16 protein-coding genes and 2 pseudogenes are annotated in these 22,114 nt (G+C 60.1%); 10 read left to right on the top strand and 8 right to left on the bottom strand.

Annotated elements, in window-relative coordinates; translation table 11 throughout:
* Positions 1-20 precede the first annotated feature (20 nt).
* Positions 21-2,423 carry a transketolase gene (locus ASE60_RS03175; RefSeq protein WP_057248304.1) on the top strand — a complete coding sequence of 801 codons (2,403 nt, stop codon included), beginning with the start codon at positions 21-23 and terminating at the stop codon, positions 2,421-2,423.
* 68 nt (positions 2,424-2,491) lie between these two features.
* On the opposite strand, the gene ASE60_RS03180 is transcribed toward ASE60_RS03175, so the two are convergent.
* Together ASE60_RS03180 and ASE60_RS03185 are read right to left on the bottom strand one after the other, a co-directional pair.
* Positions 2,492-3,169 carry a phosphoribosylanthranilate isomerase gene (locus tag ASE60_RS03180; RefSeq protein ID WP_057248305.1) on the bottom strand — a complete coding sequence of 226 codons (678 nt, stop codon included), beginning with the start codon at positions 3,167-3,169 and terminating at the stop codon, positions 2,492-2,494.
* A 21-nt stretch (positions 3,170-3,190) separates the two neighbouring features.
* Positions 3,191-4,045: a MurR/RpiR family transcriptional regulator gene (locus ASE60_RS03185; protein WP_082615716.1), complete on the bottom strand. Its 855-nt coding sequence runs from the start codon at positions 4,043-4,045 to the stop codon at positions 3,191-3,193.
* 146 nt (positions 4,046-4,191) lie between these two features.
* Here ASE60_RS03185 and ASE60_RS03190 point away from each other — a divergent pair, with 146 nt between their 5' ends.
* The 5 genes from ASE60_RS03190 (at position 4,192) to ASE60_RS03210 (ending at position 9,421) form a co-directional block, all read left to right on the top strand.
* On the top strand, positions 4,192-5,445 hold the full coding sequence (locus tag ASE60_RS03190) for an extracellular solute-binding protein (RefSeq protein WP_244495514.1): 1,254 nt from the start codon (positions 4,192-4,194) through the stop codon (positions 5,443-5,445).
* 64 nt (positions 5,446-5,509) lie between these two features.
* A complete protein-coding gene (locus ASE60_RS03195) occupies positions 5,510-6,403 on the top strand; it encodes a sugar ABC transporter permease (protein WP_057248306.1) in 894 nt (297 codons plus the stop codon).
* Positions 6,400-7,236, top strand: a complete 837-nt coding sequence (locus tag ASE60_RS03200; RefSeq protein ID WP_057248307.1) for a carbohydrate ABC transporter permease — start codon at positions 6,400-6,402, stop codon at positions 7,234-7,236. Before ASE60_RS03195 ends, ASE60_RS03200 begins: the two co-directional genes overlap by 4 nt.
* A 20-nt stretch (positions 7,237-7,256) precedes the next feature.
* Positions 7,257-8,468, top strand: coding sequence for an aminotransferase class I/II-fold pyridoxal phosphate-dependent enzyme (locus ASE60_RS03205; protein ID WP_057248308.1), 1,212 nt, complete (start codon positions 7,257-7,259; stop codon positions 8,466-8,468).
* A gap of 8 nt (positions 8,469-8,476) precedes the next feature.
* Positions 8,477-9,421, top strand: coding sequence for a carbohydrate kinase family protein (locus ASE60_RS03210; RefSeq protein WP_057248309.1), 945 nt, complete (start codon positions 8,477-8,479; stop codon positions 9,419-9,421).
* Between the two features lie 318 nt (positions 9,422-9,739).
* On the opposite strand, the gene ASE60_RS03215 is transcribed toward ASE60_RS03210, so the two are convergent.
* Complete coding sequence (locus tag ASE60_RS03215) at positions 9,740-10,240, bottom strand: hypothetical protein (protein WP_057248310.1); 501 nt, start codon at positions 10,238-10,240, stop codon at positions 9,740-9,742.
* 495 nt (positions 10,241-10,735) lie between these two features.
* Here ASE60_RS03215 and ASE60_RS03225 point away from each other — a divergent pair, with 495 nt between their 5' ends.
* The 4 genes and pseudogenes from ASE60_RS03225 to ASE60_RS03230 all read left to right on the top strand — a co-directional run bounded on the left by ASE60_RS03225 (position 10,736) and on the right by ASE60_RS03230 (position 12,249).
* Positions 10,736-10,939 carry a CsbD family protein gene (locus ASE60_RS03225; protein ID WP_057248312.1) on the top strand — a complete coding sequence of 68 codons (204 nt, stop codon included), beginning with the start codon at positions 10,736-10,738 and terminating at the stop codon, positions 10,937-10,939.
* Positions 10,940-11,142: 203 nt separating this feature from the next.
* Positions 11,143-11,358, top strand: coding sequence for a hypothetical protein (locus ASE60_RS36155; RefSeq protein WP_082615726.1), 216 nt, complete (start codon positions 11,143-11,145; stop codon positions 11,356-11,358).
* An 86-nt stretch (positions 11,359-11,444) separates the two neighbouring features.
* A pseudogene (locus ASE60_RS36160) lies at positions 11,445-11,521 on the top strand (hypothetical protein); the annotation flags it as partial.
* A 14-nt stretch (positions 11,522-11,535) separates the two neighbouring features.
* Positions 11,536-12,249: an NAD-dependent epimerase/dehydratase family protein gene (locus ASE60_RS03230; RefSeq protein ID WP_057248313.1), complete on the top strand. Its 714-nt coding sequence runs from the start codon at positions 11,536-11,538 to the stop codon at positions 12,247-12,249.
* Between the two features lie 378 nt (positions 12,250-12,627).
* On the opposite strand, the gene ASE60_RS34365 is transcribed toward ASE60_RS03230, so the two are convergent.
* The 5 genes and pseudogenes from ASE60_RS34365 to glf form a co-directional block, all read right to left on the bottom strand.
* Positions 12,628-12,795 (bottom strand): hypothetical protein, encoded by a 168-nt coding sequence (locus ASE60_RS34365; protein WP_156414563.1) that lies wholly within the window; start codon positions 12,793-12,795, stop codon positions 12,628-12,630.
* Positions 12,796-13,246: 451 nt separating this feature from the next.
* Positions 13,247-14,155 (bottom strand): DUF72 domain-containing protein, encoded by a 909-nt coding sequence (locus tag ASE60_RS03235; RefSeq protein ID WP_057248314.1) that lies wholly within the window; start codon positions 14,153-14,155, stop codon positions 13,247-13,249.
* Between the two features lie 107 nt (positions 14,156-14,262).
* Positions 14,263-16,578, bottom strand: coding sequence for a glycosyltransferase family 4 protein (locus tag ASE60_RS03240; RefSeq protein WP_057248315.1), 2,316 nt, complete (start codon positions 16,576-16,578; stop codon positions 14,263-14,265).
* Positions 16,575-19,700: pseudogene (locus ASE60_RS03245) on the bottom strand (glycosyltransferase). Before ASE60_RS03245 ends, ASE60_RS03240 begins: the two are co-directional and overlap by 4 nt.
* 62 nt (positions 19,701-19,762) lie before the next feature.
* Positions 19,763-22,108: a UDP-galactopyranose mutase gene (gene glf, locus ASE60_RS03250; RefSeq protein ID WP_057248460.1), complete on the bottom strand. Its 2,346-nt coding sequence runs from the start codon at positions 22,106-22,108 to the stop codon at positions 19,763-19,765.
* Between the last annotated feature and the right edge of the window lie 6 nt (positions 22,109-22,114).

Below are 22,114 nucleotides of genomic sequence, written 5' to 3' on the forward strand. Positions count from 1 at the left end.
GAGCATGAGGGAGGATATTCATGACGGAACCGGCTTTGACGCCCGAACGCTTGGCGCATCTCAAAAGCCTGGAGCGACAGGTCTTGTGGCACGCCTGCTGGATGATCCACAACGCCAATCACCTGCGCGAGAAGGGCGAGGTGAAGGTTGGCGGGCATCAGGCCTCCTCGGCTTCGCTCGCCTCGATCCTAACGGCGCTCTATTTTCATGTGCTGCGGCCGGAAGACCGCGTGGCGGTAAAGCCGCATGCCTCGCCGGTCTTCCATGGCATCCAGTATGTCATGGGCAACCAGACCAGGGAGAAGCTGCAGAATTTCCGCGGCTTTGGCGGTGCGCAATCCTATCCGAGCCGCACCAAAGACATCGACGACGTCGATTTTTCCACGGGCTCCGTCGGCCTCGGCGTCGCCATCACCGCCTTCGCCTCCATCATTCAGGATTATATCACCGCCAAGGGCTGGTCGAAGCGCCCGGACGGCCGGATGATCGCGCTGGTCGGCGATGCGGAGCTCGACGAAGGCAATATCTATGAATGCCTGCAGGAAGGCTGGAAACACGACCTGCGCAACACCTGGTGGGTGATCGACTATAACAGACAGAGCCTCGACGGCGTCGTGCGCGAGGGGCTGTGGCAGCGCATCGAGGGCATCTTCACCGCCTTCGGCTGGAATGTGAAGGTGCTGAAATACGGCGCACTTCAGGAGGCCGCCTTCCGCGAGCAAGGCGGCGAAGCGCTGCGCGGCTGGATAGACCGCTGCCCCAACCAGCTCTATTCGGCGCTCACCTTCCAGGGCGGCGCCGCCTGGCGCAAGCGGCTGGTCGACGAAATCGGCGGCGAACCAGGCGTCGCCGACCTCCTTGCCGCACGCAGCGACGACGCACTTTCCGACCTCATGAACAATCTCGGCGGCCATTGCCTAGAAACACTGATCCGCACCTTCGAAAGCATCGACGATGACCGGCCGACCGTATTCCTCGCCTATACGATCAAGGGGTGGGGCACGCCGCTCGCCGGTCACAAGGACAACCATGCCGGCCTGATGACCAAGGCGCAGATGGAGGTGTTCCAGACGCGCATCGGCGTCAAGCCTGGCAGGGAATGGGAGACGTTCAGTGCGATCCCCTCGGCAAAGCCTGTTGAGGATTTCCTGAAGACCGTACCGTTCTTCACCGAGGGTACCCGACGCTTCGCCTCGCCCGCCGTGTCCTCGGCAGGTCCGGTCTTCCTCGACGATCGTGAACTGTCCACACAGGCAGGCTTCGGCAAGATCCTCGATGCACTTGCCCAGCGTGACGATGCGCTGTCTGCCCGCATCGTCACCACAGCACCCGACGTCACCGTCTCGACCAATCTCGGTCCCTGGGTGAACCGCCGCGGGCTATTTGCCCGCGAAAAGCTCGCCGATACGTTCCGCGACGAGCGCGTGCCCTCAGCGCAGAAATGGGAATTCGGGCCATCCGGCCAGCATATCGAACTTGGCATTGCCGAAATGAACCTCTTCCTGCTGCTCGGCGCTGCGGGCCTTTCCCATTCGCTGTTCGGCGAGCGGCTCATCCCCATCGGCACCGTCTACGATCCCTTTGTCGCTCGCGGCCTCGATGCGCTGAATTACGCCTGCTATCAGGATGCCCGGTTCATGATCGTCGGCACGCCCTCTGGCGTCACGCTGGCGCCGGAGGGTGGGGCGCATCAGTCGATTGGCTCGCAGCTCATCGGCATGAGCCAGGATGGTCTTGCAAGCTTCGAGCCCGCCTTCCTCGACGAACTCTCCGTCATCATGGACTGGTCGTTCGACTACATGCAGCGCGACGGCGAGGCAACGCATGACACACGCACCTGGCTGCGTGACGAGACCGGTGGCTCGGTCTATCTGCGCCTGACGACACGACCGCTGGAGCAGATCGCACTTAGGCGTGAAAATCCCCTTTTCCGGCAAGGCGTCATCGACGGCGCCTACTGGCTGCGCCCACCATCCGCCCGCACCCGCATCGTGCTCGCCTATCAGGGATGCATCGCGCCGGAAGTCCTGATGGCCGCCGGGCGGCTTGCCGAGCGCCACGGCGACATCGCCGTTCTGGCGGTGACCTCGGCCGACCGCCTGAACGCCGGCTGGACCGCGGCGCAACGCGCCCGCCGCCACGGCAACGGCGCGGCCCGGAGCCATGTCGAGGCGCTACTTGGGGCCGTGCCGCAATCGGCAAACCTCATCACCGTCACGGATGGGCATCCGGCGACCCTCGGCTGGTTGGGCTCGGTCGAGGGACATCGCACGGTATCGCTCGGCGTTGAGCATTTTGGCCAAACCGGCACGATCGCCGATCTCTATGCCCATTTCGGCATCGACACACAGGCCATTATGGAAGCCGCGGATTCGTTTGCCCGCACCGGCACCGCCCCGCCCATGCGGGTACACACGGCCTGAGGCTGTACGGAAAGGCCCGGGCGGAAGGGCGACGCGACGTGCCCGCCCTTCCTAGCTTTCTGCGACGCTCAAGCCGTCCTTGCCGCCTTCACGAAGGCGGCGATCTTGTCGATGTCCTTGCGGAAGCCACCTTCCGGCAGCGGCTTGTTCGTATGCGTCAACGAATCCACCGCCCAGGGCTGCACGGCGGCGATGGCTGCCGCGACGTTGTCCGGGCCGAGACCGCCGGCGAGGATGACCGGCAACTTGCTGCGCTTGACGATTTCGCGGCTCAGCGACCAGTCATGCGTGACGCCCGCCGCGCCAATGCCGCCGATGTGGGCGGCAACCGAATCGAGAATGAAAATGTCCGAATAGGGCTCGAAGGCAGCCGCATGGTCGAGCGCCTCCGGCCCCGTCATCGGAATTGCCTGCAGGATACGCAGGTCCGGATAGAGCGGCACGAGCCTCTCGCGCAGCGCCCTCACCTGCTCTGGCGTCACCAATGAAATATTACCGCATAGGTGCAGAACGTCCGGCTGGACCGCGGCCACCATGTCGGCAATAGCGTCGAGGTCGCTCTCAACCGACAGAGCAACCCGCTGTGCCTTGCCCTTGAGTGCGTCCGCAATCTCGCGGGCGGTCGCAAAATCGATCTCGCCTGGCAGGCCACGATTGGACGGGGTCAGGCCGAGATAGTCGACGCCGGCAGCGGCAGCGGCAAGGGCCTCGGAAACGGTCTGCATGGTGTAGATCTGGACTTTCACGGCACTACCTGTGTCTGGGTACTAGATGGATTTCGGCAGGATGGCGTTGACCATCCGCTCTTCGGTGAGTTGCGCCCGTTCGGCATTGCGCGCGACGAGCGCCGAATAGAGCGCGTCGATCAGTGCCATCTGCGCGATCTGGGCGGCCATCGGCTCGCTGCCTTGCTCATGCGAGACGCTGACAAGCGCGACATCGGCAAGGCGCGCCAGCGGCGATGCGCTGTTGCCTGTAATACAGAGCGTCGCTGCCCCGCGGGATTTGGCTTCCTGCAGCACGAGGACCGGGTCGCTGGTAATGCCGGAATAGGAAATTGCGACGACGAGATCATCAGGTCCGGTCAGTGCCGAATGCATGATCTGAAGCTGGGAATCGATCGGCGCATCGCAGCGCAGACCAAGACGGATGCAGCGCTGGTAGAAGGCTTGCGCTACGATTCCGGACCCGCCGACGCCACCGACGACGATGTGCCGCGCGCCTGCAATCAGATCGAGCGCCTTTGCAAAGGTTGCTTCGTTCAGCACGCCTTGCGTATCGCTGATCGCCTGCGCCACGGCGCGAAAGAGGCGGTTGGCCGCCTGCAGATCGCTCGCTTCCGGATCGCTCGCCGTCTCGGAACGGCCACCGCGTGGCTCCTGCGCCAGCGCGAATTTCAGGTCAGTAAAGCCTTCGAAACCAGCCGTGCGGCACATCCGCAAAACCGTCGTGTCGCTGACATCGGTCGCCTGGGCGATGACCGACATGGAATTGCGGATCGTCGCCTCGACATTTTCGAGAACCCACAAAGCGACGCGGCGCTCCGAATCCGACAGCTTCGGCAGGACGCTGCGCAACCGGCTGCTGGCCGGGCCTACTGTAGCGCGCGGGTCGACACTCATGAACGGTTCTCTCGCTGGCAAACGCTTTCCGTGAATGAAGCTAACATGGCGATGTTGTGGTGTCACTATGGACACATGATTTTTGATGTGGCATCACTACATGAATGCAGCTGGAGGTGCTGCACAAGCTTTTTGGGGAGGAAACCGTGAAGCTGAAGTCTGTTCTCATTGCAGGCGCATCCTTGGCGCTGTCGACATTTCCGGCAACGGCCGGCGAGCTTACCTTCTGGCACGCCTATGCCGGGCAGCAGGATAAGGTCGATTTCATCAACTTCGCGTTAGAGGCCTTCGCCAAGAAGCATCCCGACATCACGCTCGATGTCGTCGCCGCCGAACAATCGGCCTACAAGACGAAGCTGAACACCGCGATGGCCTCCGGCAATCCGCCCGACGTGTTCTATACCCTGCCCGGCGGCTTCCTGAACGCCTTCGTCAAGGGCGGCCAGATGTACGCACTCGACCAGGACCTCGCCAAGGACGGCTGGCGCGAAAGCTTCCTGGAAAGCGCCATCGCTCAAACGAGCAAGGACGGCCATACCTATGCCGTGCCCGTCGACGTCGATTCCGTCGTCTTCTGGTACGACAAGGCGCTGTTTGCCGAAAAGGGCTGGACGGTCCCCAAGACCTATGACGAGCTTATGGCGCTTGCCGAGAAGATCAAGGCCGACGGCCTCGTGCCTTTTGCGCTTGGCAACAAGGATTCCTGGCCGGCAACCTTCTGGTTCCAGTACATGGAAATGCGGCTCAAGGGCTCCGGCGTGGTCGCCTCCTTCGTCAATGGCGACGCGAATGCCTCGCTGGGCCCGGAAGGCGAAAAGGCCTTTGAAAAGGTCGCCGAGATCGCCAAAAGTGAATACTTCCCAACCGGCTTCAACGGAATGAGCGACCAGGAAGCAAACATGCTCTTCCTGAACGGCCAGGCCGCGATACTGCTCAACGGCACCTGGCAGATCGGTGCGTCCGCCGACGCGCCGGAAGGCTTCGATCTCGGCTACTTCGCCTTCCCGACGGTCGCGGGCGGAGCCGGCGACCAGAGCGACGTGCTGGCCGGCGTTGCTGCCTCCTTCGGCATTTCGGAAAAGGCCGAGAACAAGTCCGATGCCGTGACGCTCCTGAAGTTCCTTTCCTCGCCCGAGGTGATGACCAAGTATGTCGAGCTGCGCAAGACGATGGTTACCGTGAAGGGCGCCACGACGGAAGCGGCCGCCGGCCCCGTGCTCTACGGCATCAGCAACGACCTGATGAATGCTGCTGGCCATCTCGATTCCTTCTACGACACGGCCATGCCGCCGGCTGCGACCAACACCTATTACACAGCACTGCAGGGTGCACTGGATGGGTCCGTGACGCCGGCTGATGCCGCCAAGCGCCTCGAGGGCGCCCTGAAGGACAACAAGTAAACCTTCGAAAGCCGCAGTCGCCGGCCTCCGGCGGCTGCGCGCATCTCCAGACGCCGGCGGAATCATGAGCACGGACATCGGCCTAGCGAAAAGACACAATCGGGCGACACTGCTCTTCCTGGCGCCGGCCTTGATCTTCGTGTGCGCCTTTGTCGCCTATCCGGTGGTCTATGCCGGCTGGCTGTCGATGTTCGAGTGGGATGGAGCGTCCGACCCCGTCTTCGTCGGCGCTGGCAACTTCCTGAAGCTTGCCGCCGACCCCGTTTTCTGGGCATCGCTCGGACGCAACCTCCTGGTCGCCCTCTCCGCCATCGTCTTCCAGGTCTTTCTCGCGCTCGCCATCGCCTATTGCCTGGTGCGCATCGTCCCGGCCTTCAGTCGCATCTTCCTGTTCTTCTATCTCGTGCCTGTCATGGTCAGCGAGATCTGTATCGGACTGCTCTGGCGCTTCATGTACAACCCCTATTTCGGGCTGGTGAACGCGGCGCTCAAGGCCGTCGGCCTCGACAGCTTGAAGCGCGGCTGGCTGGGCGAATCCGAAACGGCGTTCCTCGCTGTCGTCGTGGTGATGAGCTTCACTTACCTCGGCCTCTATGTGCTGCTCTTCACCGCAGCCGTGCGCAGCGTACCGGAAAGCGTCTACGAGGCCGCCGAGCTCGACGGCGCGGGCGATTTGCGAAAGTTCTTCTCGATAACCGTGCCCATGGTTTGGGACGCCGTGCGCGCCAATTCGCTGCTCGCCATCATCGGCTCGCTGAAGACCTTCTCGCTGGTCTTCGTCCTGACCAATGGCGGCCCTAGTCACGCCAGCGAGGTCGTCTCCACCTATCTCTACAAGATGGGTTTTGCCAGCTTCCAGATGGGCTATGCGGCAACCATTGGCTTCGTACAGATGGCGTTGACAGCGCTTGCCGCCTGGGTCGTCTTCCGCTTCCTTCGCCGGAAGGGGGACACATGAGCGCCGTCCGCCGCTGGAACCGCACAAGCACGATCGTGCTTATCGTGCTCACTTTGCATGCGCTGATGGTGATCTTCCCCTTCGTCTGGATGATCTACAGCACGTTCAAGACCAACAAGGAGTTTATGCGCTCGGTCTGGTCCTTTCCGACGAGCCTCAATTTCGATGCCTATATCGGCGCCTGGAGCGGCGGCGCACTCGGAAGCTACGCGGTCAATTCGCTCATCATCATGGCTGGCGCGACCATCATCACGGTGCTTGTCTCGACGCTCGCCGGCTATGCACTTGCCATTTACCGTCCGCGCTGGATGCCGGCGGTGGAGCTGTCGCTGACGGCGGCCATGGCCATCCCTGCCTATGTCGCGCTGGTGCCGCTGGTGGTAATGCTGCGCACGGCAGGCTTGCTCGATACACATCTCGGCGTCATCCTGCCGACCGCCGCCTTCAACGTGCCGGTTTCGATCTTCATCATGCAGGCGTTCTTCAACACGCTGCCGCGCGAGCTTTTCGATGCCGGCCGCGTCGACGGCGCCTCCGAATGGATGATCTTCCGTGTCATCGCCCTGCCGATCGCCCGGCCCGCCATGTTCACGGTCGGCATCGTCAACATGATCTGGGTGTGGAACGACTTCCTGTTCCCGGTCGTCTTCATCAACAATCCCGCCCGCAAGACGCTGCCGGTCGGCCTCACCGATTTCGTGGGCGAACATGTCACCAACTATCCGGTCATGCTTGCGGCAATCCTGATGGCCGCGATCGCGCCCCTCATCCTCTTCATCTTCTTCGAACGCCAGATCACGGCCGCGCTCATCGGCGGCGCCGTGAAGGAATGATCTTTTCAGGAGAAACGCCTATGTCCGACACCTCTTCCAAATCCCTCGAATTTGCCAGCCGCGCCGTCTTCTACGAGCCGGAGGAGCATTCCCAGTCGATCAGTTACCCGATCTACATGTCGGCGAATTTCCAGTATGGCGGCGATATCTATGACCAGATCGTCGCCGGCGCGCGCAAGGAAGTGAACATCTATTCACGCTGCGGCAACCCGACTGAGTACAAGCTCGAAGAGCATATCGCGCAGCTGACCGGCGGAACCGCATGCCTTGCAACCGCCTCCGGCATGGCCGCAATCTCACACGCCCTTTTCGGCATCTTGAAGGCCGGCGATCACATCGTGGCCGACCTCACCACCTATTCCTCAACCCACGAATTCTTCGACCACCGCGCCCAGGATTTCGGCCTCAAGGTCAGCCTCGTGGACTGCTCGGACGTGCGCGCCGTCGAAAACGCCTTCACGCCCGAGACGAAGGTCCTCTATGTCGAGGCCATCGCCAACCCGACGATGAAGGTTCCGCCGCTCAGGAAACTTGTCGAGATCGCTCACGCGCGCGGCATCGTCGTCATTTGCGACAACACCTTTGCCTCCCCCGCCGTCTGCCGCCCGCATGATTTCGGCGTCGACGTCGTCGTTGAAAGCGCAACGAAGTTCATCGGCGGCCACAACGATGCGGTCGGTGGCGTCATTACGCTGAAGTCCGATATCCTGCCAAAGGACTGGCTGGAGGACGTGCGCTGGAACACGCTAAACAAGCTCGGCGCGCCGCTATCGCCCTTCAACGCCTGGCTCTTGCTGCGCGGCGCGCAGACACTGGCGCTGCGCCTGGAAAAGCAGTGCGCCAACGCGCTGGCGCTCGCCAAACACCTGGAGGCCCATCCGGCCGTCAAGCGTGTCTTCTATCCCGGTCTGCCGTCCCATCCGAATTATGCCTCTGCCTCGGAACAGCTCATCGGCGGCGGCGCCATGCTCTCCTTCCAGGTGGATGACGAAGCCTGCGGCGTGCGGCTTCTGAAGCGCCTGCAGCTCTGCTCGTTCGCGGCCAGCCTCGGAGGCCTTCGCACCACCACGCAGGTGCCCGCCACCATGGCCTTCCTCGATATTCCGAGCCAGGAACGCGAGGCGATGGGCGTCGTTGACGGCCTCGTGCGTTTCTCGGTCGGCATCGAGCACATCAACGACATCATCGCCGACGTCGACCAGGCCATCGCCCTCATGCACGTAGAGCTGTGAGGCGGGATATGGCCGCCATCGTCCTTCTAGGCGATATCAACATCGATCTCGTGCTCGCCATTCCCGCCTATCCGGGCGAGGGTGGCGAGGCGATCGCTACCGGCCAGACCGCGATGATCGGCGGTTCGGCGACGAACACTGCCATCGCACTTGCCAAAGCCGGGCACGATTGCCGCTTTATCGGCAGGGTGGGTGTCGACTCCTGGGGCCACGAGGCATTGTCCGAGCTTACCGCCACCGGCATTTCCACGCGCTGGATCGGCCGCGACGACCGGGAGCCGACCCAGATCAACGTCATCACCGTCAGCCCTGCCGGCGAGCGTACGATGTTCGCCTACCGCGGCGCAAATGCACGGCTTTCGGCCGCAGATGTCGATCCGGCAGCCCTTGCCGACGCTCAGCTGTTCCATCTTTCCGGCTACGCCCTGCTCCAACCGCGCCAGACGGAAGCAGCCCTCGCCGCCATAGACCTTGCCGTCGGTGCGGACATCTACGTCACCGTCGACATTCCCGGCGGCGTGGTTGCCGCCATCGCTGCGCAAGTAAGGGCGCTCCTTCCCCGGATCGACACGATCGTGCTCGGCAGCGCCGATCTCCCTGGTCTTTTGGAACAACCGAAAGAAACGGACGAGAAAAAACTCATCGGAATGCTGCTGGAGAGCGGCGTCCGTCGGGTGGCGGTGAAGGGGTCCGGCGGAACGGCATCCGTCCTCTATCAGGTCGGCAGCACGGACAGCGCGCCGTGGTTCCCCGTGGAAGTGGTCGATACGATCGGCGCGGGAGACGCCTTCGCCGCTGGCCATATCCATGGCCGCGTCACGGGCCTGTCCGGCCCCGATTGCTGCCGTCTCGCCAATGCCTACGGCGCGCTCGCCGTCACGCGCAAGGGCGCCGGGCGGGCCATGCCCTCTCGAGACGAGGTCTTCGCCTTTCTAGAGAAGGTCGAGAACTAAAAAGCGGGTTTTCCGCAGGCTCCGGCAATCCCTTCGGCGCAATCGGATAGCGCGGGTTGCCTCCGCCCGCTCCGCTCGTCAGACGGCTCGCTCCGGCCGCTGACGCCCCGTATCACGGGGCCGTGGCTGGAAAACCTTGCATCTCCATCTGCAAAAATTAGGCCCCGTGTTCGACGGGCCCGAGCATGCATTGCAACGGGCTCCACTCCAATGGGGACAGAACAATGAAGCCCCGCCTTGATCCGCAGGGGTGTGGATCGTTGGCGGTATCAAAACCGCTATCGAGGCAGAATGTTCCCCGTTGCGGTGGTGTGGCGTTTATGCGTCTGGGCGGTATCGGGCGGCGTCGGTATTCTTCTCCAGCCACATGGCGTTCTCGAAAAGCGCTGCCTCGTCGCTCAATCCCTTGCGGAATTGATCGGTGATATGCCGGGCTAGCCGATCGGCGCGCTTGCCGTAGCGCGGGATACTGCACCAGATGCATACTCGATCGAAGGTCCGTTGAAGCATGTCGAGCTCATCCGGGCTGATCTGAGCGCCCTTCTCTCGTGAAATATGCAGTATTGAGACCTCCTCGACGAGTGGGCGCGCGCTCTGCCAGGGGCGACTTGCTACCGGCTCGTCGAGATAGGCCAGGTACCTGAGAGCAACGCTCTCGCGGACGCCGCTTAGGTAAAGATCCATAAGTCGTTTTGCGATCGCTTCGGCCGACTTGCACTGCCGAGTCAATCCGCGTTCGCGCAGGACTTCTCCGAAGATCTGTTCGATTTGATTCATTTCGTGAGGGAGAAGGACCGTTTGGTTCGTCGCGAGGTACATCGCGCGACCTCCGGAGTTGGGGCGAAAGCGCGATGATCTTCCAGCCGCCGGGGCCCGTAGCAACCGCCCAGCGATGGCGCAGTATGCGCCAATCCATGGACAAAACAAAGCACGCGCGAGGTAGCCTGCAGCGGGTCCGCGGTTACTGGCGTCGTGTTAGTGCCGTGTAATCGGCCAGTTGATGTCGGCGAACCTGCCGATCGACCGGAGGTAGTCGATGGATCTCCAATTTCAGAGGATCGCGGTCGCCGTACTTCCCTCCTGGGGTCAGGAAAAGAAATGGCCCTCCGGGAGCGGGGACGGAGGGCGGCGTTGCGTGAAAGACTCCAATCGGCGGGACCTATCGATGGAGCTAAGCCGCGATCCGCGGGGGCATGCGTCGGCTATCAAGAACGCGTTCTGACAGCGAAAATTCCCGGAACTAAGCGTCACCACGGCGGTTGGAGTGCGGGCTCTAAAGAGAGCCGCTAGGCCCTCTTTGAAAGGAGACTCACAATGGACTGGGATCGTGTTGAAGGCAACTGGAAGCAGGTAAAGGGTATGATCAAGGAACAATGGGGGCGTCTGACGGACGACGATTTGGATGAAATTGCTGGGAGGCGCGACCAACTCGAAGGCAAGATCCAAGAGCGGTATGGGATTGAGAAGGATCGCGTGCGCCAGGATATCGACGATTGGTATTCGCAACAGACGTGGTAGCCCACACCGCACTCCACATGTCCTCCTTAGCTACCGCCACGTGGGGCGGCACTGGAAACCGCACGACAACCCGGTCGCCGCCCCTCAAGGCGGAACCCGGAGACAATACCCTTAAGGGCGATGTGGCGAACGATGCGACGAACCAAGGGCGGAGCGATTCCTGGCCATCGCGGTCGTTGAACAAATAGGACAAGCAGCAGCACATAATTCAGGGCCGCGAGAAGACTTCGAACGCGGGCAAGGATTTCAATGCCGAGGCGGACCTCAAGCGCTCCGACGCGCTGCGTAAGGCCCAGGGCGATGGACAGGACCTGGGCACGGCGCATGCAGATGCGTGTGAAGACAATGAACGCAAAATCGTGAGAGGCGAAAATCAGGAAAGCAGACACCACAAGAAGAGCGGCAATAGTCCAGGGTGAACACGTCGCCTGCAGCATTTTACGGAAAGGAATGATTGATCAAGAACGCGACGGCCGTCGCTAACCAGGAGAGCCTTAAGAGCACGATGACTGACCACGAGAACATTGTGACGGTGTTCGGCGGAACGGGGTACCTTGGACAGCGGATCGTAAGCAGGCTTCTCGACAAGGCTGTCGATGTTCGTGCCGCCTCGCGTCATCCGCACAAAGATTTCGGGCGGCGCATCCGGCAAGTGGCCATTTCAGCAGATCGAGGCGGACATACTAGATCCATCCTCGATCGCCGCTGCCGTGGTGGGATCTCGCGCGGTGGTGAATGCGGTCAGCCTCTATGTTGAGCGCGGTGAGCAGACCTTCGAGCGCGTCCATGTCAAAGCTGCGACCGATCTGGGGACCGCATCGCGCGATGCCGGCGCCGAGAGGTTCGTCCAGATTTCGGGCATCGGCTCGGATCCGCAGTCCCGTTCTAACTACATCCGCGCCCGGGGCCGCGGCGAGGAGGTTGTGAAGGCGGCATTTCCAGGCGCGATCATCGTCCGTCCCGCTGTCATGGCCGGCCCCGGTGACACATTCATCACAACGATCGCGAGGCTGGTACGCCTCCTCCCGATTTATCCGCTGTTCGGCGACGGCCGCACTCGCTTGCAACCGGTTCATGTCGAGGACGTGGCGGAGGCCGCGAGCCGCTTGGCCGCGGGGCAGAATGCCACGAGTGCTTCGATCTTCGAGTGCGCCGGTCCGCGCATCGTAAGCGGTGTGCCGGACGCTCCTGGTCTTGCCGCGGGGAACCTTCAGAGCAATCTCGACGAGCTTGCCAATTTTCCTCTGCGCTCTGAAAGCTCGCGATATCGATTTGCTAAACGGGAACGTCATATGCTGGCTTTCAATTAGCGTTGACAAGAATCTTAGAGCTTTGGACCGGTTTGAAATGTTTCTATCTGAGCCGGAGGCCCTGCGATCGAAAAAGCACCGCCAGCCAGTGTTTTCGAGGGCGCGGGAAAGCCCAGATTGATCTGCCGTTATCGATCGGATGGATGAGGTCGCCGGTCGCAGCGGTAGTTGGCGCTAGGAATGCGGGCATGACGTTGGTCGGGCGGCCCAGACGGTTACATCCGGATCGAGTTTGCCTCTTGCTAGCACCACAGCGTTGCGCGTCGGTCGAGTGCCCAACATTGCCGAAAAGCCGAAGCACCGGCAGTAATGTAATCGGCGGAGCCGGACCCATCCAGGAGACATTAGTCGGACCGGCAGCTCTCGGGACGGCCCTCATTAATTGTCTTCTTCCAATTGTCCCGAACCGGTGGACGCCGGTTGGTTGTCGATTGCACCCGGCGTCCAAAACACCACGTAGATGCCGGCTAGCAACAAGGCAATTGCCGAGATTGTTACGACGAAGCCGCTCATGTTGGCCTTGGCTTTTCGGTCTGTGTCTTTCATACGTTGCGAACCATTCAGTCTAGATTAGGTTCCATCCGCTTAACGCCTGAACTCCGCCGGTCAGGTCTCCGAATAGCCGGTCGTTGCCAGAGATGTCTTGAACCCAGCAGGCTTCTCTCGCGCCGTCAGCAGGGATGCCGCGATTTCCTTGATGGCGGCAATGTCGTCAACGGGCTCAGCGGTCCGCTCCTCAAGCTTTGAGACCGCGTATTCTCAATGGAGATCGCTTTTTTCCTGAGCAGATTGCGCGCTCAGCAAGGCATGCCGCATTGGTAGAGGCACTCGTGGCGGCAAGCTTTGATCGCGCTTGCTTGTCGGGGTTCCGCTCGTGGACGGTGTGGATCTTACTCCGCTGGTCGCGACCTTTATTGGTGGCGATCCAGCCAAGCGCGACGCGAACAGTTCCCAGCAGGGCAGGCAAGTCGCTCCTCCACCCAAAACATAGGATCATCTAGTCGCAAGAAACGCACGCTTGTGCTTGCCCTACCAGCAGTTCCGACAAGAGCTTTGCATTTTTGATCGCATGACCATCACGGTCATTGTTGAAATAAGCCCAAATAGTTTTCGCTCCGCATTGACGTATGCGCTCGGCCCAAATCATCAATTCAGCCTCGCTGTAGTCATGTCGATACCATTGGTGGGTCCCGTGAAACCGCACGTAGATATCATCGGACGTCTTCACCAGTTCGTCGGGCAGCCGAGGGCCACTGCAAGAGCAGAAGATAGTTCCCGTTTTCTCAAAAGCGTTGAAGACGTCCTCGTTCCACCAACTCTTGTGGCGGAACTCCACAACGTTTCGACGGCGAGGTTCAAGCTGAGCTAGGATAACGTGGAGCATCTCGTCGGAGTACCGAACGCTCGGCGGCAATTGAAACAGAAAGCAACCCATCTGGGGGCCGAGCAGTTCGGCTATGTAGCCGAAGTCACTGACCAAGGTGCCGGTGTCGTCGAAGCGCCTGACGTGGGTAATGAGCTCGCAGACTTTCACTGTGTAAACGAAGCTGGGTTCTGCTTGTCGCAGCCATGTTTTCACCGTGGCGATTGTGGGCCAGGAATAGAACGGCGCGTTGAGCTCCACCGTCTTGAACTGTTGTGCATAGATGGAAAACCACTGGCTCGAAGGTACATCTGCAGGATAGAACTGCCCCTTCCAATGCCAATAATACCAACCCGAGCAGCCGATATGGAAGCCATCCGACGGAGTCCGGGCAGCGGTGACCGAGCCACCATTCACCTCATGCACAAGTCTCGCCGCATGCATCTTCTCGGCGCGCTCGATGTTCGCAAGCCGCTGTTTTTGTCTGCGCTCCGCACGCAGCGCACGACGTTTAGCAAGATCTTCTGGAGAGCGTTCCACCACCTGACAACCCACCGCGTTTCATGGTCGCAAAGTTTTCGAGGGCGGTATTTGTTCCTTACCGGCTGTTGACCATCGAACCCTGTCTTCACGGTTGAACCCACTCTCTTTCACGACACATGTGACGCACGCGTGTCTCGCGAAAAAATATCGTGTTTGCTCTCAATCTCTTTCAGGAAAGCCTCGATCGTTTTTACCTGACTGTCCAACTGATCGGCTAGCGGCTGATAAACCTCGCGAAAAGATGGCGTGGGCTCCGCTGATAGCAGGCCGTTCTCGCAGGGCCGATCGTCGTCCCACCCTGCATGGTTTGCAATGGGGTAAAGACACACAGCCTCTATCGGCACTCCCCACTTCATCGCAGCCCTCACTTCTTCCCCCACATACGCCAGCCAATCGGACCGGCGATCGCCTTCGATACCCGTCTCTGCGATCAGCATCGGCCTTCCATATCGAGCGTAGGTTTCGACAAGAATTTTGCGCAATGGTTTGTAGAGGGGGTGCTCGACGTCGATCGTCGGGCCGCCGTGGATCCACTGATTGTTATGGTAGTAGTTGACGCCGATGATATCGAGATACTTTTCCGCGCCTCCTAACTGGGGCCACAAGCGTCCCGAAATCATGTCCCAAGCCTGATATTGTGCCAATCGGTGGCCTTCAGCAGCAGGTCGGTCGGCTGGACGCTCGGGATCGACAACAACATTGATGGCGGGTTCGCAGTGGACAAATCGGGAACGAGGCTCGACCTCCAGAATGGCATCCATCGCAGCGATCGAGGCGCGCGCAAGCTGCGCTTTCAGCTCGAAGCCTCGGCGCCCCGCCCATGGATTAAGGTAACCCGCGTCTCCGCCCGCCCATGAAAGGAACGAAATTTCGTTAACAGGCACAAAGAACGGCGGATTGTTGATTTCGCTTCGCAGGAGTTTCGCGGCAGCACCGGCAAAACGCGAAAACCGTCTTACAAATGAAGGCGACCATATATCGATATCATCAGGCCAGCCGTAGTGCAGCAGATCCCAGATGACCTGCGTGCCCGTCGTCCGGGCCGCGCGTATCAGGGGTAGAACGCTGTCCCAGTCATATGCTCCGGGTAATCGCTCGACCAGATGCCAGCGGAAACCGTCCCTTACACTGCTGATATAATGGCTCGCCAACTGACGGTAGTCATTCTCTGCATGCTGCTCGTGTTTTATCGAGGCTATCATGTCCAGCCGCCGACCAAGACCCGTGCCGCCCGGTGGTCGGATTCGGTGCGTCGAGCATTCAAATCCGCCGAGGAAGAAAGATTGAAATAGCCCGGTCGGACCGCATGGCGCTCTTTCCGTAAGGACCTCATCAAACAGCGCCTCCCATTGCGGAACGACCGCTTCGACGCTGTAATTTTCCTCTACGTGCCTGCGCAACTGTAGACCGAGGCTGGCGCGCAACTCCGGCGAGCCGGCAAGCAATGTGATGGCGTCCGCAACTGCCTGCGGATCGGCATGTCCTACAAAATAGCCCGAGAGGCCATGTTTGATTTGTTGTCTCGAACCGTTGTCGGCCGTTGCAATCACTGGAAGGCGGGCGGCCCCGGCCTCGGAAATGACATGGGGCATGCCTTCGTCCCGGGACAGCCAGACAAACACGTCGAGCGCTGCAAGCAGATCCGGAACATCGGCGCGGTCGCCGAGGAAGCTCAAGACAGCATCCAGTCCACGCTCGTTACAGAGAGCATTGAGTTGCAGCGCATATTGCGGCATGAAGGCATCTGGTCCGCCAACGATCACAAAGCGCATGCCCCCATCTTCGGCATGTATGATCGAGGCCGCCTCGATGAAAGTCTCCACATTTTTTTTTGCGTCGAGGCGCCCGACCCAGCCGACCAGGATCGTATCATCGGAGATGCCAAGCTGCCGGCGCATGGCACGCCGCCGGCTCGGCTGGAACTCCTTGAGATCGACCATTGAGGGAATTTCTCTGGCGTGAGATTCCCGCCCGGGCATTCGGGAGGCGGCTGCGTCGCGAATGGAGCGACAGACACCGACGTAGCGACTGGTAAAGTGTTTTGGGCCGCTCAGAGCTTCCAGGACCAGACCACCATGTTCGATCAACGGCGGACGAATGTGCAGTCGTTCGAGTGCCGGATAGATGTCGGCAACGTTCTGGCACGAAACCACCACGTCATAAGCAGGGATCTTGTCGGCGAGATAGGCAACGGTTTCTTCCAGGGACATCGAATAGGGTGCAATGTCCACCTCGATTCCCAGAGCCCGCAGCTGGTCATGCGTCTGCACGGGCATGGTGTCCTTGCGCAGACAAGCAACCACATCGATCTTGTAGCGGGAACGGTCGATGTTGGCAGCAAGCAGACGGACCTCCGTCTCCTCTCCCCCAACGACCAACCAGCCGAAGACGAAGAGGACGGTCTTGGGGCTCGGCACCGTCATGGCTGCACCTTAAAGACGATCTGCAGGAACTCAAACCGCCTCTCCAGCAGGTCTGAAAGGAACTCCGGTGCACCCTCAAAGGGAACCACGTGGGTGATCATGTGCTGTTTGATCAGTTCACCTTGGAGAAACAAGAGTTCGATTGTCTCGCCCGCAAGCCGGCGTCGGCTCCAATGAGGTGAGAGACCGCGCGGAACGCGATTGATCTGCGCGCAACGGATGTTGAGGCCATTGTGGTGGAATTCCTCACCCAATCTCAGTCTGTCGGAACCATCCTGATAAAATGCCAGGTCAATGACGCTCCCCTGGGGGCGCACGGCCTTGAGCGCGACGTTGAGGCTTTCCAAATGCGCTCTAGTTTGAAAGACGAGATCGGCCCCGCGGTTGGCCACGCCATCGTGCCAGTGCGCCTTGGCATGCTGCCACGCGTGTTCCTCGGTCATCGCAAGAATGCCCATCGCCTCTGCCTTGTCCCGGCGGAACTCTGAAGGATCGGCGATGACGACTTGCGTAGCGCCGACGGTCTTGGCAAAGAGCGCCGTGAGCAAGCCCACAGTCCCGGCTCCGATAACGAGCACGCGTCGACCGATGACCCCGCATCCCAGGAACGACACTGCCGGTCCGAACGCATCCGCATCGGCATGGAGGATGCCATTCGCCGCGATCGGGCCCATCTGTGCGACAAAGATACCCAGCACGGGATCGATCGTGACGGGAAGCGGGACGAGAAGATCGCGAAACGGGTCGGCCAGGTGGCCGGTCTTATGCGCATAGGTCGCCGCAACGATATCGTTTGTTTTATAGCCAACGGCGCTTGTGTGAGCGACCCGCGCCACCTCCATGTAACCGAGAAACGGTATGGGGTAGGTTAGGTCAGGCTCCTTCTCGATGAAAACGCCCCGCTCGTTGTCGAAACGTGAGCGAAAATATGGATTGGTGTTTTTGAGGAACGTTAACTCGGTCCCGGCTGAAAACCCGGTAAAGAGCGTGTCAAGTTGTACCTGGCCATCGGTTGGCGCTTCCTCATCGTAATCCAAGAAGTACATTTTTCCGGGGCGTTCCACGCCGAGTGATCTTATGGTGCGGCTGGACATCGGCATAACTTCCTAAAAGTTGTGGAGGTCGATCGGCTGACCGGTTTCGGCAGACTTGGTCAGGGCCAGTGCAATGCGGTGGGTCGCGAGCGCTTCGTGGTAAGGACAGCGGATGCGACTTTCGCCGCCCCGCACCGCATCAACAAAGTCGCGATCCTCCAGCCACACCGGGTCTCCTTCCGCCCGGCGAACAGGCCTCCCTGCTCCGACGTCTACCATGATGTCATGGTCTGTCAGTTCGATCGCCAACCCATCGGCAAAGATGTTCAATCCGACATGATGCCCCCACCTCAGGGCACAGGTGGAGGCGATGTTTCCGATTGCGCCGGTTGCGAATGAAAGACTGGCCGTGCTCGATGTGGCGACATCAAGATCAGGAAAATCATCCCTTCTTCTATGGGTAGTCTGGCCGAAAACGCGGGTGATATCGCCGACAAGGTAACGCGCGAGATCGACGATATGCGTCGTCTGCTCCACCGTTTGCCCCCCTGAGGTATCCTTCTTCCACCACCATCGCGGCGGCGGGGTCTGATCGAGCCAGTACCCCGAGATGAGCTGCGCGGGGTTCTCCGCCAGGTGTTGGCGGGCTTCCTCAACGATGTCGAGGTATCTCCAATGGTAGCCCACCGCGGTAATCAGACCGGCCGTGGCAATTGCGGCGGCGAGCTCTTGTGCGAGATCAAGATGCAGACTGACAGGCTTTTCGACAAAAAATGGAATACGCTTGGCAATAAGCTCCCGCTCGACATCGCCATGTGCAAACGGGGGAACGCAAATATAGGCGGCATCAATTTCCAGTCCGTCCAGCATCTGGACGCAGGAACTGAAAGCTCTGGCGCCAAAGCGGCCTGCCGCGTGCCTGGCGCGTTCCATGTCCGGATCGGCAAACCCCACAAGTTCCACGTCGTCGAATCCCGCCAGAATATCGAGATGGCGGGTCGCGATCCCGCCCGCTCCAATAAAACCGATGCGCGTGCGTTCCATGGCTGGGTGCTCTCTTTCGTTGCCGACCCCCGCATGGAGAACGGCTCGGTAAATTTCCTCGGTTTCCTCGACCATCCGCCTTGCGGTGAAGTGTTGTTTGAACCTCAGCCGCTCCGCCTCTCCTGTGCGAGCGGCCGCTATCGGATCGCCTAGGACGGCGATAATTCCCTCAGCAAGTGCTTCCGGACTACCCGGTTCGACGAGGAAGGGGTGATCGTCACCAAGAGCGTCAGTCGTGCCTCCGATGGCGGTCGCAACAACTGGCACTCCAATGGACATCGCCTCAAGAACAGCCAGTGGCAGCCCCTCGAAAAGCGAGGCGAGAACGAAAACATCCGCTGAAGCCAACAACGAAGCTATGTCGTTGCGCTGCCCCGCGAACAGCACCGCCTGTTCAATCCCGAGCCGCACGACCAGGTCCTTCACAGCGGTGACCTCAGGACCAGTTCCAACCAGCAGCAACACCGCATCCGGGAATTGTTCCAGGACAGTGGGCATCGCCCTTACCAATGTCGGATGATCTTTCTGCGGTGTAAAACGAGCAATCGAGATGAGGGTGTTTGCTCGTTGGCCACCCCACTGCGACCGCACGCGGATTCCCTCGGGAAGCCGTGGAATTCCGTTGCGGACAACAGAGATCTTCTTTGGATCGATGCTCTCCCTCGAGAACGTCAACTCCGCCGTGCGGGAGACGACGATTAGCCGCTCTACGGAGCCGAGGCCCTCCCGAAAAGTCGCCTTCTGATCCTCGTCGGTGAGGAGAAACGGCAAGTGTTCCGTTCGGATAACTGGAACACCAGCGGCTTTTCCGGCGTGCGCAAGCCCATGCCCCTCCCAGCCAATGCCAGCGTGCACATGGAGGAGATCGGCGTCAAACGACTGCAGCCACAAGCCGCACTCTGTGATGTCGTTGAACTCTTTGACGGCCAGGCCGAGCGCGAAGGCTGTCGAGGTAAGATTGCCTTCGCACCCGCGCGGCACAGCTACCGTAACCTCAAAGCGATCGCGCAAACACGCGCCGAGAACAAGCATATGAGCGCCCATGCCAGATGCGTCAGAGCTATCGGTCGCAAGGATGAGTTTCCGCTTTGGCTCAAGGGGCGGGGTCAACGGACACCCAACCCGACCTGCGCCGTCTCCCTGGCCTGAAATCGACTGAATGTCGAAAGTGCCTGACCGACGACTTGGTCCATGTTGTAATAGCGGTAGCTCGCCAGCCTTCCGACGAAGGTTACATCGCTGCGCGAGCGAGCAAGAAGCGCATACTGGTTGTAGAGCTCCTGATTTTCCGGTCTGGGTATCGGATAGTATGGGTCGCCTTCCGAACAGGCGAACTCGTGACAGATGCTCGTCTTGGGGTGGACTTGCCCCGTGATGTGCTTGAATTCGGTAACCCTCGTATAGGGGACCTTCTCCGAGGGAAAGTTCACGACCCCAACGGGCAAAAGTCGCCGCCGGTCGTAAGTCGTGTGTTCGAACCGCAGACACCTGTAAGGGAGCCGGCCGTACTGATAATCGAAAAACTCGTCGATCGGCCCGGTGAAAATGATATGCGCGTCGGGGAACTGTTCTCGGACATCCCGAAAGTCGGTATTGAGCCGGATGTCGATGTGATCGCTATCCAGCATATTTTCGAACATTTTCGTGTAGCCATCCTTCGGCATCGCCTGGAATGTGTCCTGAAAATAGCGATCGTCTGTGTTCGTACGGGTCGGAATGCGCGCGGTAACGGCCTTGTCGAGTTGGGAAGGATCCAATCCCCATTGCTTGCGGGTGTAGCCCTCGAAAAACGTCCGGTACAAATCCAGTCCGACCTGCGCGACAACGACATCCTTCGAAGTGCGTATCCGATCCATCGGCCGCGCCTTGGAGGCGAGATATTGGGCAGCCGCGGCGTCGTCCTTAAGTTCAAGTCCGTAAAGTCCATTGAGGGTTGTGCGGTTGATCGGGATCGGCAAGAGTTTACCCGCCACCTGTGCAAGCACGCGGTGTTCGTAAGGCCTCCAAGCAGTAAAGCGCGACAGATAGTCGAAGATCATTTCGCTGTTGGTGTGGAAAATGTGCGGGCCATACTTGTGAACAAGAATGCCGTGCTCGTTGTAGAAATCGTACGCGTTGCCACCAATGTGGGATCGTCGATCGCAAATAAGGACATGATGCTTGCCCTCATTTGCCAGCCTCTCGGCAAGGACAGATCCCGCAAAGCCGGCACCGACGATTACAAAATCATAGGTACGGCGTTTCGACGTCGATTTTGCCGTCCTTCGCGAGGCGGGGGCAACCGGCGGACGCGCGTTTGTTTCAGCCGCCTCCTGCACCAGTCCGTTCATTCGCCGGTGCGTCTCGTCCCAGGAAAACGTCGACAGCAGTTCGTCCGCGCCCGTCAGCCATTTTCCTGACCTGGGCTTGAGTTTGAGAGCGGCTTCGCATGCCTCTACGAATTTACCCGCATCAGACGCGAAGAATATGCCGCTGATGTCTGCGTATTGGCGCATGACATCAACGATCGGCGTGGTGACCACGGCAAGCCCGGCGGCCAGGTATTCCGGCGTTTTTGTGGGGCTGATGAATCGGGTTGCTTCGTTGAGGGCAAACGGCATCAGAGCCACGTCCCAACCGGAGAAGTAGGCAGGAAGGTCCGCGTAGTGCTTCTGGCCCAGATAATGGATGTTGGGTGCGCGTGGCAGGTCCTCGACTTTGATCTTGGCCACGGGACCAATGAGGACGATTGACCAGTACGGCCGGTGATCTGCCAAGGCTCTGATCAGTTCGAGATCAAGACGCTCGTCGATGACGCCGCAAAAACCGAGGACCGGGCCAGCGAGGTCCGCCTGATCCGGCGGATTGATCGGCTGCTTGCGTGCCGACCGGAAATGCCGCACATCCACGCTGGACGGAAAGGGATGAATGTTGTCGTGCATGAGGCGTTTGGCGTCGTAGAGGCTATGGCCGCCCGTGAACACCACATCAGCCCGTTGCATCAGCTCACGCTCCAGCCCCCCGATATTTGCCGGAGCAAATCTGAAGTTGGCGAGCTCGTCCATGGAGTCATAAACTATTGCGGCCGCATCGATATGCCGGGCGAACGGAAACATCATCGGCGTGTAGAACCACAAGATTGGCTTGCGATGACCTGCAAGCTCGAGAAGCTCGTCAAGCAGTCCCGCCAAACCGGAGTTTCGTTGCGCCTCGGTCCATCCTCTGGGGATTCGGGGTCTAACGGCTTTTACGGTCGTGCCCGCGAAAGAATGGATCTCCAGGTAGGCAAGATGGTGATCGGTCGGAATGACCTCTTCAAAGAAGTATACGCGCCGCTCCCGAGCAAAGCGCTCCATGAGGTGTTGTGGCCGCTGCACGACAAAATCCCAGCGCAGGTGTGAAAAACAAATCACCGGTGCGCAAGCATTGCTGGAATTGTCGTTGGTCTTTGGAACTGCAGTTAGAATATCCATACTCAT

Source organism: Ensifer sp. Root278 (assembly GCF_001429285.1).
In the GTDB taxonomy this organism is placed as follows: Bacteria; Pseudomonadota; Alphaproteobacteria; order Rhizobiales; family Rhizobiaceae; genus Ensifer.